This window comes from Rhodococcus cerastii, assembly GCF_033042195.1.
Taxonomy (GTDB): Bacteria; Actinomycetota; Actinomycetes; order Mycobacteriales; family Mycobacteriaceae; genus Rhodococcoides.
Genome location: NZ_JAWLKF010000002.1, coordinates 180,385 through 195,467 on the forward strand (window position 1 = coordinate 180,385; position 15,083 = coordinate 195,467).

The following is a 15,083-nucleotide window of genomic DNA, read 5'->3' on the forward strand; positions in this document are numbered from 1 at the left end:
GTGCCACCGCACAAGGAAGTCGGCCCCGCCGAGGTACGCGACGCCGTTCTGGCCGTCGAGCAATGGATCAAGGGTGAGGCGGACAAGCCTGCGCGGGCGCAGATTGCCGCCGCGGTACGCACCACTGCCAGAACTCTCGGCCAGAATGCGCCGGGATCCTCGGTGGAGGTGCGGGTACCGCCGTTCGTCGCGGTGCAGTGCATCGTGGGGCCGCGTCACACCCGGGGGACACCGCCGAACGTGGTCGAAACCGACGCGCTGACGTGGCTGCAGGTGGTCACCGGAATCCGGGATTTCGCCGACGCTCTCGCCGACGGTTCGATCGATGCGTCCGGCAGCAGAGCGGCCGAAGTGGGTCGCTGGCTGCCACTGTTGTCCATCAGGTGATTCGCTCGAAATCGGACACACGTTCACCTACTGGGAATCTCCCGTCCACACGATGCGTTGACTCCGGTCGTGTGCCCGTAGACTCAGGCACGGCCCCCCGCCCCGTCCCCCAAGGGAGCAATGCCCGTGACCAACGCCGATTTGTCGGTCGACAGTCCGAATCTTCTGCTAGGCAAACCCCTCGACGAACCGGAGAACGAGCCGCGCGAGGAGTGCGGTGTGTTCGGAGTGTGGGCACCGGGCGAGGATGTGGCCAAGCTCTCGTACTACGGCCTCTATGCGCTGCAGCACCGTGGCCAGGAGGCTGCCGGCATCGCAGTGTCCGACGGTTCCCAGGTGCTGGTGTTCAAGGATCTCGGTCTCGTCAGCCAGGTGTTCGACGAGCAGACGCTCGGTGCGATGCCCGGGCATGTCGCAATCGGGCACTGCCGCTACTCCACCAGTGGTTCGGTCACGTGGGAGAATGCGCAGCCCATCTTCCGTACCACCACCGCCGGGACCGGGATTGCACTCGGCCACAACGGAAACCTGGTGAACTTCGCCGAGCTCGCCACCAAGGCGCGCGACGCAGGGCTGATCAGCGACCGACTGCAGGGCAACGGCACGTCGGATTCCGACGTGGTGACCGCGCTGCTGGCGCACAAGGCAGCCGACTGCACCATCGAGCAGGCGGCGATGGAACTGCTGCCTCTGCTCAAGGGTGCCTTCTGTCTGACGTTCATGGACGAGCACACTCTCTACGCCGCGCGTGACCCGCACGGCGTTCGACCGTTGTGCCTCGGCCGCCTCGATCGCGGCTGGGTGGTTGCCAGCGAGACTGCGGCACTCGACATCGTCGGTGCCGCGTTCGTCCGCGACATCGAGCCCGGTGAACTGCTCGCGATCGATGCCGACGGTGTTCGGTCCTCACGCTTCGCGGCTCCCGAGCCCAAGGGGTGCGTGTTCGAGTACGTGTATCTCGCTCGTCCCGACAGCGTCATCGGTGGTCGTTCGGTGCACTCGACGCGCGTCGAGATCGGACGTCGTCTCGCGAAGGAACATCCTGCCGAGGGGGACCTGGTCATCCCGGTGCCCGAGAGCGGAACTCCCGCTGCGGTCGGTTTCGCGCAGGGCTCCGGCATCCCCTACGGCCAGGGCTTGATGAAGAACGCCTATGTGGGCCGCACGTTCATTCAGCCGTCGCAGACCATTCGTCAACTCGGCATCCGGCTCAAGCTGAATCCTCTCAAAGAGGTCATACGGGGCAAAAGGCTGGTGGTGGTGGACGATTCGATCGTTCGCGGCAATACCCAGCGCGCCCTGATCAGGATGCTGCGCGAGGCCGGTGCGCTGGAGATTCACGTGCGAATCGCGTCGCCGCCGGTGCGCTGGCCCTGCTTCTACGGCATCGACTTCGCTTCTCCCGCAGAGCTGATCGCCAACGGTGTCGATTCCGAGGACGGAATTCTCGAGGGTGTTCGGCAGGCGATCGGTGCCGATTCGTTGGGGTACATCTCCATCGACGGCATGATCGCGGCCTCCGAGCAGCCTGAATCCCGGTTGTGTGCAGCATGTTTCACCGGCAAGTATCCGATCGATCTGCCGGCCGACAACGCACTCGGCAAGCACGTTCTCGAGGGTCTGCTGGCCTCGGCGGCCGGGCAGCCGGTGGACAACGACGCGAACGTGAGTGCTCTGAGTCGTCCCTGAGCAGGGCGTTCCTGCGAGGGAACAGCAGGGTTTTCTCAATGCCACATATTGGAAACAGTCCGTCGGTACTGTCCTTTCAGTTACATAGGACACACCGATTGGATAGAGGCTTTCAGATGACCCTGTCGCCCGACGACGGACGCATGCAGCGCTACAGCGCGGCATCGAAGACCGCTGCACCCGGTACAGCGGGACGCAAACACGGCAAGAAATTTGCTGCAGTGGCAGCACTGTCGGTACTCGCATTGACTGCGGCAGCCTGCGGCTCGGGCCGCACCGACGAAGCCGGTGGCTCCGGTGAGGGCAGTGGCGACACCATCACCGTCGGCACCACCGACCAGGTGACGTCACTCGACCCGGCGGGCTCGTACGACAACGGCTCGTTCATGGTCATGAACCAGACGTATCCCTTCCTGATGAATTTCGCGCCCGGTAGCTCCGAGCTCGAGCCCGATGTCGCCGAGAGCTGCGATTTCGCCGAGCCGACCGTCTACACGTGCACGCTGAAGGACGATCTGACGTTCGCGAACGGCAACCCGCTGACGAGCGAGAGCGTGAAGTTCTCCTTCGATCGCATCGTCGCCATCAACGATCCCAACGGACCCGCGTCGTTGCTGACGAACCTCGACAGCATCGCGACTCCGGACGAGAAGACCGTCGAGTTCACGCTCAAGGCCGCGAACGATCAGACGTTCCCGCAGATTCTGGCGACACCGGCGGGCCCGATCGTCGACCAGACCGTGTTCCCGGCAGATTCGATTCTCGACGACGACGCCATCGTGGCGGGCACCCCGTTCGCCGGCCCGTACTCCATCGCGAGCTACGCCAAGAACTCCCTCGTCAGCTTCACCGCGAACGGCGACTACAAGGGCATCCTCGGAACCCCGAAGACCTCGTCGATCAACGCGAAGTACTACACCAGCTCCGACAACCTCAAGCTCGACGTGCAGAACAAGGCCATCGACGTCGCATGGCGATCGCTGACCCCGACGGATGTCGAATCGCTCGGCAGCGTCGACGGTCTGACGGTGCACGAGGGACCCGGCGGTGAATCGCGCTACATGGTCTTCAACATGAACACGATGCCCGGTGACACCCCTGATCAGAAGCTGGCCGTGCGCAAGGCAATTGCGGCCTCGGTGGATCGCCAGGCGCTGTCCGACGGCGTCTACAAGGGCACCTACACCCCGCTGTACTCCGTCGTACCCACAGGCCTGGCCGGTGCGAACACCGCGTACGGCGACGTCTACGGCACCACCCCGAACCGCGACGAAGCAGCCGGATTCCTTTCTGCCGCAGGCGTTGCCACCCCGGTGCAGCTCAACTTGCAGTACAACCCGGACCACTACGGTTCGAGCTCGAGCGAGGAATACGCCGCGATCAAGAGCCAGCTCGACGCGACGGGCCTGTTCAACGTGAACCTGCAGTCCACCGAGTGGAGCACGTACACCAAGGAACGCGTCGCCGACGCCTACCCGGTGTACCAGCTGGGCTGGTTCCCGGACTACCCCGATGCGGACAACTACCTGACGCCGTTCTTCGGGCCGGACAACTTCCTGCAGTCGCACTTCGAGAGCCCGGCCATCACGTCACTGCTCGATCTCGAGCGCACGACCGCCGACGAGAATGCGCGGATGCAGATCATCGGTCAGATTCAGACCGAGCTCGCGACGAACTACCTGCCGACGCTTCCGTTGTTGGAGGGCAAGCAGATCGCCGTCGCCACCGACGAGGTCAGCGGCGTGGACGAGACTCTCGACGCCTCGTTCAAGTTCCGATTCGTCACTCTCGCCAAGGGCTGACCGGCGTGCCCACTACCGACAGCACGACGGTAGAGGGCGAGAAGCAAGCACAGCAGGTGAGCGCGCCGTCACGGTACGGCGCGCTCGCCCGTTATCTCGGGGTCAGATTTCTGCTGATCATTCCGACTGCCTGGATTCTCGTCACCGTCGTGTTCTTTCTGATGCGGGTGATCGGTGATCCGATCACCGCGGCCCTCGGTGGTCGCCTACCTGCCGAACAGATCGCCCAGCGCAAGGCCGAGGCCGGCTACGACCGACCCATTCTGACGCAGTACTGGGAGTACCTGACCGGACTGTTGCGCGGCGATTTCGGCCGCTCCGCCACCGACAACCGCGCGATCAGTGACGTCCTGCTCGTCAACGGTGCTGCCACACTGGAATTGGCGTTCTGGGCACTGTTGGTCGCCTTCGCGGTCGGCATCCCGCTCGGATTCTTCGCCGCCACCCATCGGGACCGATTCGGCGACGCCTCACTGCGGATCTTCGCGATCCTGGCGTACGCGGCTCCGGTGTTCTTCGTCGGCATGTTGCTCAAGCTGCTGTTCGCAGTCAAGCTCGGCTGGCTGCCCGTCGCCGGTCGTGCCAGCACCAATGTGGAACTGGCACTGCAGAACGTCTCGCCCAAGACCAACATTCTGATCGTCGACTCGTTCCTGTACGGCGAGCCGAGCTACATCGTGGACGTGCTCGAGCATGCCGTGCTACCCGCACTCGCCCTGGGTCTGTTGACGGCCGGAGTGTTCCTGAGGCTGGTGCGCGTCAACCTGATTCAGACGTTGCAGGCACCGTTCGTCGACGCTGCGCGCGCTCGCGGATTGAGCGAGGGCACGGTGACGCGACGACATGCGTTCCGCAACGCCATGATTCCCATCGTCACCGTCATCGGCCTGCAGATCGCCGTACTCCTGGGCGGTGCGGTACTGACCGAGACGACCTTCGAGTGGCAGGGCCTGGGCTACGAACTCGCCCGATACCTCCAGCAACGCGATTTCGTTGCGGTGCAGGGCATCGTGACGTTCCTGGCCGTCGTGGTCGCCGTCGTCAGCTTCGTCACCGACGCGATCGTCGCACTCATCGACCCGAGAGTGAGGTTCTGATGAGCACCGAAGTCGTGCTGTCCGACGTCCCTCCCACCCGTCCGTACCGTCGAGGATTTCCCGGCGTCGCATTCGTCAAGTCCACGTCGGGGTTGCAACGCGTCACCTTGATCGTCGGGTTGGCGCTGATGGTGGCGTTCGTGATCGCCGCAGTGTTCGCCCCGCTTCTCGCGCCGTACGGGTTCTCGCAGACCAGCGACGCCGGGCAGGATTTCGCCCGACAAGCAGCCCCGTCCGCGCAGCACTGGTTCGGCACCTCGGTTCGCGGTGAGGACGTGTTCTCGCGCGTGATCTACGGTGCCCGAACGGCATTGATGGTGATCGCGTCGTCGTTGATTCTCTCGCTCATCATCGGTGTTCCGCTCGGCCTGGCCTCGGGCTACATCGGCCGTTGGTTCGACCGCGTGCTCGTGCTGTTCATGGACGCGATGTACGCGTTCCCCTCGCTGCTTCTCGCGGTGGTCATCTCGATCGTCGTCGCAGGCGGCCAGTCGTCGAGCTTCGGTGGCATCGCATCCGCAGCCATCGCCATCACGGCCATCTTCGTCCCGCAGTACTTCCGCGTCGTGCGCAACGCCACGGTGGCGGTCAAGACCGAACCGTACGTCGACGCCGCCCGGGTCACCGGTGCCGGCACTCCGCGAATCCTGTTCCGCCACATCCTCGCCAACGTGGTGCAGACGCTGCCGGTCATCATCACCCTCAACGGTGCCGAGGCCATCCTGACCCTCGCCGGACTCGGATTCCTCGGATTCGGCATCGAGCCCACCTCCGCCTCGGAGTGGGGATACGACATCAACAAGGCGCTGCCCGATATCTCCAACGGCATCTGGTGGACGTCGGTGTTCCCCGGCCTGGGCATCGTGTTGGTGGTGCTCGGCCTGACCATGGTGGGCGAAAGCGCAAGCGAGACACTCAATCCGCTGCTGCGTACCCGCAAGAAGTTCAAGAAGGCGGTGAAGGTATGACATCGAGTGTTGCAACTCCACGCGAGTCCGCATTGTCGGTGAAGTCGTTGTCCGTCACGTTCCTCACCGACGCCGGCGAAGTCGATGCCGTCACCGAGGTCTCGTTCGAGGTGTTCCCCGGCGAAGTACTCGCCGTGGTGGGGGAGTCCGGATCGGGCAAGTCCGTCAGCGTCCGATCCGCCATCGGCCTGCTCCCCGACACCGCACGCGTCGAAGGACACGTGGTACTCGGTGGCCAGGACGTGACGACGCTGAGCAACAAGGCGTGGGCGCAGTTGCGCGGCAACAAGATTTCGATGGTGTTCCAGGAACCGGGCAGCGCCCTCGATCCGCTGTTCACCATCGGCTATCAGATCGTCGAGGCGTTGCGGGCGCACACACGCGCCAGGAGTGGAGCCGGCGGAACGACCCGAAGTGACGACGGTAAGCGAATGTCGGCGAAGGATGCCAAGATTCGGGCCGTCGAGCTGTTGACGATGGTGGGTCTGCCCAATCCCGAGCAGCGCTTCTCGTACTACCCGCACGAGCTCTCGGGTGGGCAGAAGCAACGCGTCATGATCGCGATCGCCATCTCGTGCGAGGCGAAGGTCATCATCGCCGACGAGCCGACCACCGCTCTCGACGTCACGGTGCAGGCCGAAATCCTGGACCTGCTCCGTGATCTCAAGGATCGGCTCGGCTGCGCCATCGTGCTCATCACCCACAGCATGGGCGTCGTGTCCGACCTGGCCGACCGCGTCGTCGTCATGCAGAACGGCCGCGTCGTCGAGGAAGCTCCGGTGGCGCAACTCTTCGACGCACCCGCCGACGACTACACCAAGAAGCTGCTGGCCGCGGTGCCGACCCTCGCCGCCGTGGAGTCCGACAAGACGGTAGACACCTCGGGAGAACCGGTACTCGACGTCTCGCGTCTGGTGGTGCAGTTCTCCGGCGGCGTCGGCTCACCTGCGTTCCGGGCGGTCGACGACGTCTCGCTCACCATCCACCGCGGCGAAACCCTGGGGCTGGTGGGCGAATCCGGCTCGGGCAAGTCCACGATCGGCAGATGTGTTGCAGCACTGCAGAAGCCGACCAGCGGCAGCGTGACGGTGATGGGACAGAACATCGCAGGCGTGAGCGAACGCAAGCTGAAGCCGTTACGTAAGCGATTCGGCTTCGTCTTCCAGGACCCGTCCGCATCACTGAACCCCCGACTGACCGTCGGGCAATGCATCGCCGAACCGATGATCGTGCACAAGTACGGCTCAAAGGACGCGATCGCGGCGAGGACGACCGAGTTGCTCGACGCCGTGCAACTGCCGTCGGGCACCGACAAGCGCTACCCCCACGAGCTCTCCGGTGGGCAGCGGCAACGCGTCAGCCTGGCGCGGGCACTGGTGCTGGGACCTGATCTGGTGGTCGCGGACGAGCCGACCAGCGCTCTGGACGTGTCGGTGCAGGCAGCCGTGCTCGATCTGTTCGAGGCACTGCAGCAGGAATTCGGCTTCGCCTGCCTGTTCATCAGTCACGACCTCGCGGTGGTCGACCGCGTCGCGCATCGCGTGGTGGTGCTGCGCAACGGAGCGATCGTGGAAGAGGGAACACCGTGGAAGATCCTGCGATCGCCGGAGGCCGACTACACCAAGAAGCTGTTGGCGGCGATCCCGGGCAAGCGCCTGCACACGTGAATTCTTCTCGCCACCGGGCACTCCGGTACCGTTAGGGCGCTATCTGTGCCGTCACGGGCGCTCACATGATCGAGTACACAGGCTGGAGCCGAATGACCGAGGAATCCCAACCCACGAGCGCAACTCACTCGGGCGGTGCCTCCTACGCGGCGGCCGGGGTCGACATCGCCGCAGGAGATCGAGCAGTGCAACTGTTCGCGCCGCTCGCCAAGAAGGCCAGCAGGCCCGAGGTCATGGGCGGTCTCGGCGGTTTCGCCGGCCTCTTCGCGCTCAAGGGCGACTACCGCGAGCCCGTCCTGGCCGCCTCGACCGACGGCGTCGGCACCAAGGTGGCCGTGGCGCAGGCGCTCGGCAAGCACGACACCCTGGGCCTCGACCTGGTCGCAATGGTCGTCGACGACCTCGTCGTCTGTGGTGCCGAGCCACTGTTCCTGCAGGATTACATCGCCGTGGGCCGAGTGGTTCCCGAGCAGGTCGCGGAACTGGTCAAGGGCATCGCAGAAGGCTGCATCATCGCCGGCTGCGCACTGCTCGGCGGCGAGACGGCCGAGCATCCGGGACTGATGGCCGACGGCGATTACGACCTCTCGGCCACCGGCATCGGCGTCGTAGAGGCTGATTCGATCCTCGGACCCGAGCGGGTGCGTCCCGGTGACGTCGTCATCGGCATGGGATCGTCGGGTCTGCACTCCAACGGCTACTCCCTCGCGCGCAAGGTGCTGCTGGAGATCAACCACATGGATCTCGGCGGACACGTCGAGGAGTTCGGCCGCACCCTCGGCGAGGAGCTGCTCGAACCGACCAAGATCTACGCCAAGGACTGCCTCGCGCTCGCGGCCGAAACCGACGTGCGCACGTTCTGCCACGTCACCGGCGGCGGATTGGCGAACAACCTCTCACGGGTGATGCCCGAGGGCCTGGTCGCCGAACTCGACCGCACCACGTGGAGCCCTGCCCCGATCTTCTCGCTGATCGCTCAGCGCGGACGCGTCGAGCGGGCCGAGATGGAGCAGACGTTCAACATGGGAGTCGGCATGGTCGCCATCGTGGCACCCGAGGACGTCGACCGCGCACTCGCCGTGCTGACCGCACGCCACATCGACTGCTGGACGCTGGGTACGGTGAAGAAGGCGACCGGTAAGGACGTCGCCGACGAGCGTGCGCTGCTGCTGGGTAACCACCCGAGGTTCTGATCGCCCGAGGACGGGCAAACAAGTGAGGGGGAGCCGCATCGCGGCTCCCCCTCAGTCGTTGTCGTGCTCAGTACTAGCGTCGCCAGTCCTCGTACTCGTCTTCTTCGACTCGGGAAGGCGCGTCCGAGTCGACGCCGCCACGATGCGAGTTCGACGAACCACCGGAGAGCTCTTGCTGCAGTCTCTCCAAGTCCGTAATAGGCGAGCTGTACTTGAGCTCACGAGCGACCTTTGTCTGCTTTGCCTTAGCCCTGCCTCGGCCCATGGCGGTGCCCCCTCGCGGACTTTCGGGGCGGCCTGGGGAAATTTGGCGGCCCCGTTAGAGTTGGTATTTCTTCCTGGGACACACTCTAGCGCGCGAATCGCCGCGATGCGCAGACGGCACCACGTGTCGGTGCCGGGCGAACGGGCGCGACACGCCCGGAAAATGGGTCGACGCAGCCTGTACCTGCAGAAATCCGTGCACAGGCAAACTATCTCCGTTTCGCGACACGAGAACTACGTGCTGCGCGTCATGGGGAGCGACGCACTCAGGGGTCAGTTGCGCAACGATTTCAGTGCCGCAGCCGCATCGCGGTAGACCTTCGGAGCCAAATCGGGCTGATCGAGCAAAGTGGACATCGCGGTCGCGTCGGTTCCTCGGAACAGGTCGCGAACCGTCACCCCGTGTTGGGGTACCGACTCCACCGTCACCGTGTCACCGCCGCCGAAGACCCCGGGTTCGAGAACTCGGAAGTACGCACCCACATCACCTCGGTCCGCGAAGCGACGGATCCATCTCGGCTGGTCCATCCACCGTGCGAACGTCGCGCAGGGCTTGCGGGCGATCGTCACCTCCAAGGCCACCGTGCCGATGCGCCACCGCGACCCGATCACCGCGTCGGTCACCGGTACACCCTCGGTGCGGAGGTTCTCCCCGAATCGACCCGGTGGAACCGGCACCCCCAGCTCGTCGGCCCAGTGCTGCGCCTCGACCTCGTCGTAGGCGTACACGGCCTGATCGAGTCCGCCGTGGAATTTCGTGTCCCGACAGTGATCACCGCCGATGCCGAGCTCGTGCACGTCCACCTGCCCGTCGACGGGCCGCTTGTCGATACCACTGTCGACCACCGCTCGGCGTCCGAACGGAACATCGGCGTGCACGACGCAGACCGCCAGGACCCTCCCGGTCACCGGCCGCGCAGGCGGTCGACCGCAGCGCGGCCGGCCTGGACGTCGTCGTACGACGGGATCGAGTCCGGATCGATCGACGCGGCACACGGCCCCGCCTCGAGGGCAGTGTCGACCGGAATCGTTCGTTTGAGAAGGGCCAATGCGATCGGCCCCAGCTCGAAGTGGTCGATGACGGTGCCCAGACGGCCCACCGAGCGTCCGCCTGCGGTCACCGGATCGCCCGTGCCGGGCCGACCGTCCGCAGAGCCGTCGAGATGCAGCAGCACCAGGTGCCGGGGCGGGCGACCGAGATTGTGCACGCGCGAGACCGTCTCCTGCCCGCGGTAGCAGCCCTTCTCCAGATGCACCGCGCCGAACTCGGCTGCGCTGCCGATCCAGCGAACCTCGTGCGGAATGGTCTTCTCGTCGGTGTCCACGCCCACCCGCGGACGCAACGATTCCACCCGCAACGCGTCGAACGCCCAGGTTCCGGCCGGGGCGGCCCCGGCGTCGCGCAGTCGGATGAACCACTCGCTCAGACTCGCGCGGGGGATCACCACGTCGTACGAATTCGCGCCCGGCCAGGGCATCCGCCGCACGAAACCGCCGCCGTCGATCGGCGACGCACCGTAGACCTCGCTCGGAGCCGGCAGGCCGGCCTTCTCGAGCACCGGTGCCGCGTCGGATCCGAGGACGGTGAGAACGGCGAGTTCGTCGGCCTCACGGGGTTCGGCCTTGGCCCAGAACACCATCTTCTTCAGGAACGACAGCAGATCCGGTCCGGCCGAGCGCTCGGTGTCGATGTACGTGACGCCGGCCAGGTCGGTCTGGACGAAGTGATGCTCGATGCGGCCGTTGACATCCAGGCTCAGATTCTCGGCCGAGCTGCCGTCGGGCAGGTTGGAGACGAGTTGGCTCGAGATCGTGTTCAACCAACTCAGACGTTCGTCTCCGCCGATGGCCAGAACGAAACGATGGGAACGGTCGATGACGGCAGCGCCGCTGACCGCGTCGCGTTGCTCGCCGAACGGATTGCCGTAGTGCCAGGCCACCCCGGCATCGACGCTGTCGTCGGGGGAGGGCACTGCGCCGGGGAGTGTCAGGAGTGGACTCGGGCTGATCGTGACTGTGTCGGACACATCCCCCATAGTAGGAGCCCGTCGGCGCAGCAACTCGGTGACCGGTCCCTTTACACCCTCGAAACGGCGACGACACGGCACCGCGACGACACGGACCTAGCGTGTCGACCCATGAAGAAACTGGCGCATCCGGCCGCGCAGATCGGCCTCGCCGCGATCGGCGGCATCGTGTTCGGGTTGGTGGTCGGCGAGTGGGCCGCGAACCTGAAGTTCATCGGTGATCTGTTCATCCGACTGATCCAGATGTCGATCGTCCCGCTGGTGATGGCTTCGGTCATCGTGGCCACCGGGTCGATGGCGGGGGCGGGAACCGGCAAGATCGCGTTTCGCACCTTCAAGTGGATGATCGGGTTCTCGGTCGTCGCTGCTGTGCTGGCCTGGGTGCTGAGCACCATCATTCGGCCGGGCGCTGGCATGGTGTTCACCCAGCAGCTCGATCCGGCGCTCGAGGAGTCGGCGAGCGAGGCGCTCGGCTGGCAGGACACCCTTCTGAACTTCGTCAGCACCAACGTGTTCGACGCCATGTCGACGGCGACGATGGTGCCGATCATCGTCTTCTCGCTGCTCTTCGGTATCGCGCTGCGCAGCCACATCACCAAGACCGGCAACACCCAGGTGCTCTCGTTCATGGACCAGATTCAGCAGATCGTCCTGACGATGATCCGGCTCGTCATGGTCATCGCCCCGGTAGGTGTGTTCTGCCTGCTCGCCGCGCTCGCCGGCGACGTCGGATTCTCCGTGGTGTCCACCGCGCTGAGCTACCTCGGTACGACGCTGCTCGGGGTGCTGATTCTGTTCGCACTCTTCGTCGTGGTCGTGACGATGCGGACCCGATTGAACCCGTGGAAGCTGCCCAGCAAGCTCACCGAACAGACGGCCGTCGCGGTGACGACGACGAGTTCGGCCGTCACGTTCCCGACGGTGCTGCGCAACACCGTCGAGAAGGTCGGCGTCAGTCAGAAGGTCGCCAACTTCACGCTGTCGATCGGGTTGACGATGGGCTCCTACGGTGCCGTTCTCAACTACATGATCGTGGTGATGTTCCTCGCGCAGGCAGGCAACATCGACCTGAGCTTCGGGCAGATCGTGCTGGGCATGGGCCTGGCGGTTCTGCTGAACATGGGCACCATCACCGTGCCCGGCGGATTCCCCGTCGTCGCGATGTTCCTCGCGACCTCGCTCGACCTTCCCTTCGAGGCCGTCGGCCTGTTGATCGCCGTGGACTGGTTCGCCGGGATCTTCCGTACCTTCCTCAACGTGAACGGAGACACGTTCGTCGCGATGCTCGTCGCCAACGCCGACGACGAGATCGACCGCGAGGTCTACAACGGCACCAAGGTCGTCGTCGCCGAGGATCTCGACCTCGACGAGTACGCCGACGCGCTGGCAACGGCCGACCGAGCGGATTGATCGAACGCGTCCGCTCCCCTCTAGGGTGGCGGGCATGTCGGAGTCGGTAGTGGTGACGTTGGACGGCCGAGTGCACGACGCGAATCGGCCGTTGCTGTTCGCCGACGACCTGGCCGCGGTGCGCGGCGACGGGGTCTTCGAGACGCTGCTCGTGCGCGGCGGCGCGGCCTGTGCGGTCGAGTTGCATCTGGCCCGGCTGGTGGCGTCGGCGAAGGCGCTGGACCTACCCGTCCCCGATCTCGAACAGTGGCGCGCCGTCGTCGAACAGTCCGTGGGTCTGTGGGCGCAGGAGTCGGAGGACGAGGCGGTTCTTCGCGTGGTCCTCAGCCGCGGACGCGAGGGCGGTGGTGACCCCACCGCGTACGTGACGGTGGGGCCGCTGCCCGAGCGAGTGCGGGCAGCGCGCACCGACGGGGTGTCGGTGATCACGCTCGATCGCGGCTACTCGGTGGATTTCTCGTCGGGAGCGCCGTGGCAGCTCGCGGGGGCCAAGACGTTGTCGTATGCGACCAACATGGCCGCGCTGCGGCATGCCGCGGCTCAGGGTGTCGACGACGTGATCTACCTCAGCAGCGAGGGGCGGGTGCTCGAAGGTCCGCGCTCGACGGTGGTGCTCGCGCGCGGTAAGACTCTCGTCACACCGTCCGTCGAACAGGGCATCCTGGCCGGAACCACGGTCGCCGGGTTGTTCGCCGTGGCCGAGTCCGCTGGTTGGACATGCGAACACGGGCACCTGTATCCCGCGGATCTCATTGCCGCAGATGGCGTTTGGCTTGTCTCGAGCGTCACTCTCGCGGCTCGGGTCACGGCGATGAACGGCGTTCCCCTGGGCACTCGGAGGCTTGCCGGGGACGTTTCGACGATGGTCGACACGGCCGTGGAGGCGGTCGAAACTCGATAGGAGTCCAACGACCCTGCCGAAAGACTCTTCCCTACTACTAACTGTAGTAGTACATTCGAGTTTGTCGCGGGCCAACGCCCTGACCTGCGGTGTTGCCCGTCACAGCTCGGGTGTGAGAGTTCGGAGTATCGATGGACGCGTTGGATGTCTCGCGGTGGCAGTTCGGTATCACCACCGTTTACCACTTCATTCTCGTACCTCTCACGATCGGCCTCGCGCCGATGGTGGCCGCCATGCAGACCATGTGGGTGATCACCGGGAAGGACTCCTGGTATCGGCTGACCAAGTTCTTCGGCAAACTGTTCCTCATCAACTTCGCCCTCGGCGTCGCGACCGGAATCGTCCAGGAATTCCAATTCGGCATGAACTGGAGCGAATACTCGCGGTTCGTCGGTGACGTGTTCGGTGCACCCCTCGCGCTCGAGGGATTGGTCGCGTTCTTCCTCGAGTCCACGTTCCTCGGCCTGTGGATATTCGGCTGGAGCCGGCTCCCGAAACTCGTTCACCTGGCGACCATTTGGCTCGTTGCCATCGGTGTCAACGCCTCCGCCTTCTTCATCATCGCAGCCAACTCCTGGATGCAGCATCCCGTCGGCGCGATCTACAACGAAGAGACCGGCCGCGCCGAACTCACGGACATCTGGGCGCTGCTCACCAACAACACTGCGCTGGCGGCCTTTCCGCACGCCGTCGCAGGAGCGTTCCTCACCGCCGCGACCTTCGTCGCCGGCATCTCCGGCTGGTGGATGGTGCGTGAGGCTCGCAGGAAGCAGGCTGCGCTCACTCCGCTGTCCGAAAACGGACTCACGCCACAGGCTCCGCTCCCGGCCGCTGGGGTCACTCTCCAGGCTCCGCTCCCGGCTACTGACTCGCGTTCGATGTTCAGATCCGCAGCACGAATGTCCTTCATCGTCATGATCGTTGCGGGCGGTGCGCTCGCCATCACCGGAGACATTCAGGGCAAGCTCATGTTCGAGCAGCAGCCCATGAAGATGGCATCCGCAGAATCGTTGTGCGACACCGAGACCGGGGCCAGCTTCTCGCTCCTGACCGTGGGCACCCACAACAACTGCGAATCCGTGATTCACCTCATCGCGATTCCCGGACTCACCTCGTTCCTGGCGGAGAACGACTTCAGTGCCACCGTGCAGGGCGTCAACCAACTGCAGGAGCAGTACGAGCAGCAGTTCGGCCCCGGAAACTACAAGCCGAACCTGTTCGTCACCTACTGGGCGTTCCGAATGATGATCGGACTGGCCGCCGGCTCGGCCCTGCTCGCCATCGCGGGTCTGTGGGTCACCCGGGGTGGCCGGATTCCCGACCAGAAGTGGTTCTCGTGGTTGTCGCTGCTGGCGATTCCGACGCCGTTCCTCGCCAACAGTGCGGGCTGGATCTTCACCGAAATGGGCCGTCAGCCATGGGTTGTCGCGCCGAACCTCTCGGGAGTCGATCAGATACGGCTGACCGTGGACCAGGGCGTGTCCGACCATCCCGTCGGCCTCGTTCTCGCCTCGCTGGTGACGTTCACACTGCTGTACGCCGCCCTCGGTGGTGTCTGGTTCTTCCTCCTTCGTCGCTATGTCATCGAAGGACCTCTCGACCACGACGCGCATCCGCACGTCGATCCACCGGAATCGGAAGACGAAGAGCCCAAACAGCTCTCGTTCGCGTACTAGGG

The 15,083-nt window shown here is 65.0% G+C and carries 13 protein-coding genes; 10 read left to right on the forward strand and 3 right to left on the reverse strand.

Features of this window, described 5'->3' with window-relative positions:
• From R3P93_RS05110 to purM, 7 genes are all read left to right on the forward strand, one after another.
• Positions 1–387, forward strand: coding sequence for a sterol carrier family protein (locus tag R3P93_RS05110; protein ID WP_317532540.1), 387 nt, complete (start codon positions 1–3; stop codon positions 385–387).
• Positions 388–513: 126 nt separating this feature from the next.
• A complete protein-coding gene (purF, locus tag R3P93_RS05115; protein WP_068283319.1) occupies positions 514–2,076 on the forward strand; it encodes an amidophosphoribosyltransferase in 1,563 nt (520 codons plus the stop codon).
• A 116-nt stretch (positions 2,077–2,192) separates the two neighbouring features.
• Positions 2,193–3,878: an ABC transporter substrate-binding protein gene (locus tag R3P93_RS05120; RefSeq protein ID WP_317532541.1), complete on the forward strand. Its 1,686-nt coding sequence runs from the start codon at positions 2,193–2,195 to the stop codon at positions 3,876–3,878.
• Between the two features lie 56 nt (positions 3,879–3,934).
• Positions 3,935–4,975 (forward strand): ABC transporter permease, encoded by a 1,041-nt coding sequence (locus R3P93_RS05125; protein ID WP_176460326.1) that lies wholly within the window; start codon positions 3,935–3,937, stop codon positions 4,973–4,975.
• The gene (locus R3P93_RS05130) at positions 4,975–5,943 is read left to right on the forward strand and encodes an ABC transporter permease (RefSeq protein ID WP_317532542.1); all 969 of its coding nucleotides are present in this window, start codon (positions 4,975–4,977) and stop codon (positions 5,941–5,943) included. Before R3P93_RS05125 ends, R3P93_RS05130 begins: the two co-directional genes overlap by 1 nt.
• A complete protein-coding gene (locus tag R3P93_RS05135; RefSeq protein WP_094639296.1) occupies positions 5,940–7,610 on the forward strand; it encodes an ABC transporter ATP-binding protein in 1,671 nt (556 codons plus the stop codon). Before R3P93_RS05130 ends, R3P93_RS05135 begins: the two co-directional genes overlap by 4 nt.
• Before the next feature lie 92 nt (positions 7,611–7,702).
• Positions 7,703–8,803 carry a phosphoribosylformylglycinamidine cyclo-ligase gene (gene purM, locus R3P93_RS05140; protein ID WP_032376541.1) on the forward strand — a complete coding sequence of 367 codons (1,101 nt, stop codon included), beginning with the start codon at positions 7,703–7,705 and terminating at the stop codon, positions 8,801–8,803.
• Positions 8,804–8,876: 73 nt separating this feature from the next.
• Here purM and R3P93_RS05145 read toward each other — a convergent pair whose 3' ends face one another.
• The 3 genes from R3P93_RS05145 to ygfZ form a co-directional block, all read right to left on the reverse strand.
• Positions 8,877–9,068: a DUF3073 domain-containing protein gene (locus R3P93_RS05145; RefSeq protein WP_082898823.1), complete on the reverse strand. Its 192-nt coding sequence runs from the start codon at positions 9,066–9,068 to the stop codon at positions 8,877–8,879.
• A 272-nt stretch (positions 9,069–9,340) separates the two neighbouring features.
• Complete coding sequence (locus R3P93_RS05150; protein WP_317532543.1) at positions 9,341–9,976, reverse strand: MOSC domain-containing protein; 636 nt, start codon at positions 9,974–9,976, stop codon at positions 9,341–9,343.
• Positions 9,973–11,103, reverse strand: a complete 1,131-nt coding sequence (gene ygfZ / locus R3P93_RS05155) for a CAF17-like 4Fe-4S cluster assembly/insertion protein YgfZ (protein WP_394855256.1) — start codon at positions 11,101–11,103, stop codon at positions 9,973–9,975. The genes R3P93_RS05150 and ygfZ overlap by 4 nt, the downstream gene beginning before the upstream one ends.
• 102 nt (positions 11,104–11,205) lie before the next feature.
• Here ygfZ and R3P93_RS05160 point away from each other — a divergent pair, with 102 nt between their 5' ends.
• From R3P93_RS05160 to R3P93_RS05170, 3 genes are all read left to right on the forward strand, one after another.
• Positions 11,206–12,504 (forward strand): dicarboxylate/amino acid:cation symporter, encoded by a 1,299-nt coding sequence (locus R3P93_RS05160; RefSeq protein ID WP_317532545.1) that lies wholly within the window; start codon positions 11,206–11,208, stop codon positions 12,502–12,504.
• A gap of 34 nt (positions 12,505–12,538) precedes the next feature.
• A complete protein-coding gene (locus R3P93_RS05165) occupies positions 12,539–13,405 on the forward strand; it encodes an aminodeoxychorismate lyase (protein WP_317532546.1) in 867 nt (288 codons plus the stop codon).
• Between the two features lie 131 nt (positions 13,406–13,536).
• Entirely contained in the window at positions 13,537–15,081 is a 1,545-nt protein-coding gene (locus tag R3P93_RS05170; RefSeq protein WP_317532547.1) for a cytochrome ubiquinol oxidase subunit I, read from the forward strand.
• The last annotated feature ends 2 nt before the right edge of the window (positions 15,082–15,083 follow it).

Bases quoted from the DNA above. Each gene is read 5' to 3' on its own strand.
- R3P93_RS05120 (WP_317532541.1), top strand. From the start codon at position 2,193: ATGACCCTGTCGCCCGACGACGGACGCATGCAGCGCTACAGCGCGGCA.
- R3P93_RS05130 (WP_317532542.1), top strand. From the start codon at position 4,975: ATGAGCACCGAAGTCGTGCTGTCCGACGTCCCTCCCACCCGTCCGTAC.
- R3P93_RS05135 (WP_094639296.1), top strand. From the start codon at position 5,940: ATGACATCGAGTGTTGCAACTCCACGCGAGTCCGCATTGTCGGTGAAG.
- purM (WP_032376541.1), top strand. From the start codon at position 7,703: ATGACCGAGGAATCCCAACCCACGAGCGCAACTCACTCGGGCGGTGCC.
- R3P93_RS05145 (WP_082898823.1), bottom strand. From the start codon at position 9,068: ATGGGCCGAGGCAGGGCTAAGGCAAAGCAGACAAAGGTCGCTCGTGAG.
- ygfZ (WP_394855256.1), bottom strand. From the start codon at position 11,103: ATGGGGGATGTGTCCGACACAGTCACGATCAGCCCGAGTCCACTCCTG.
- R3P93_RS05160 (WP_317532545.1), top strand. From the start codon at position 11,206: ATGAAGAAACTGGCGCATCCGGCCGCGCAGATCGGCCTCGCCGCGATC.
- R3P93_RS05165 (WP_317532546.1), top strand. From the start codon at position 12,539: ATGTCGGAGTCGGTAGTGGTGACGTTGGACGGCCGAGTGCACGACGCG.
- R3P93_RS05170 (WP_317532547.1), top strand. From the start codon at position 13,537: ATGGACGCGTTGGATGTCTCGCGGTGGCAGTTCGGTATCACCACCGTT.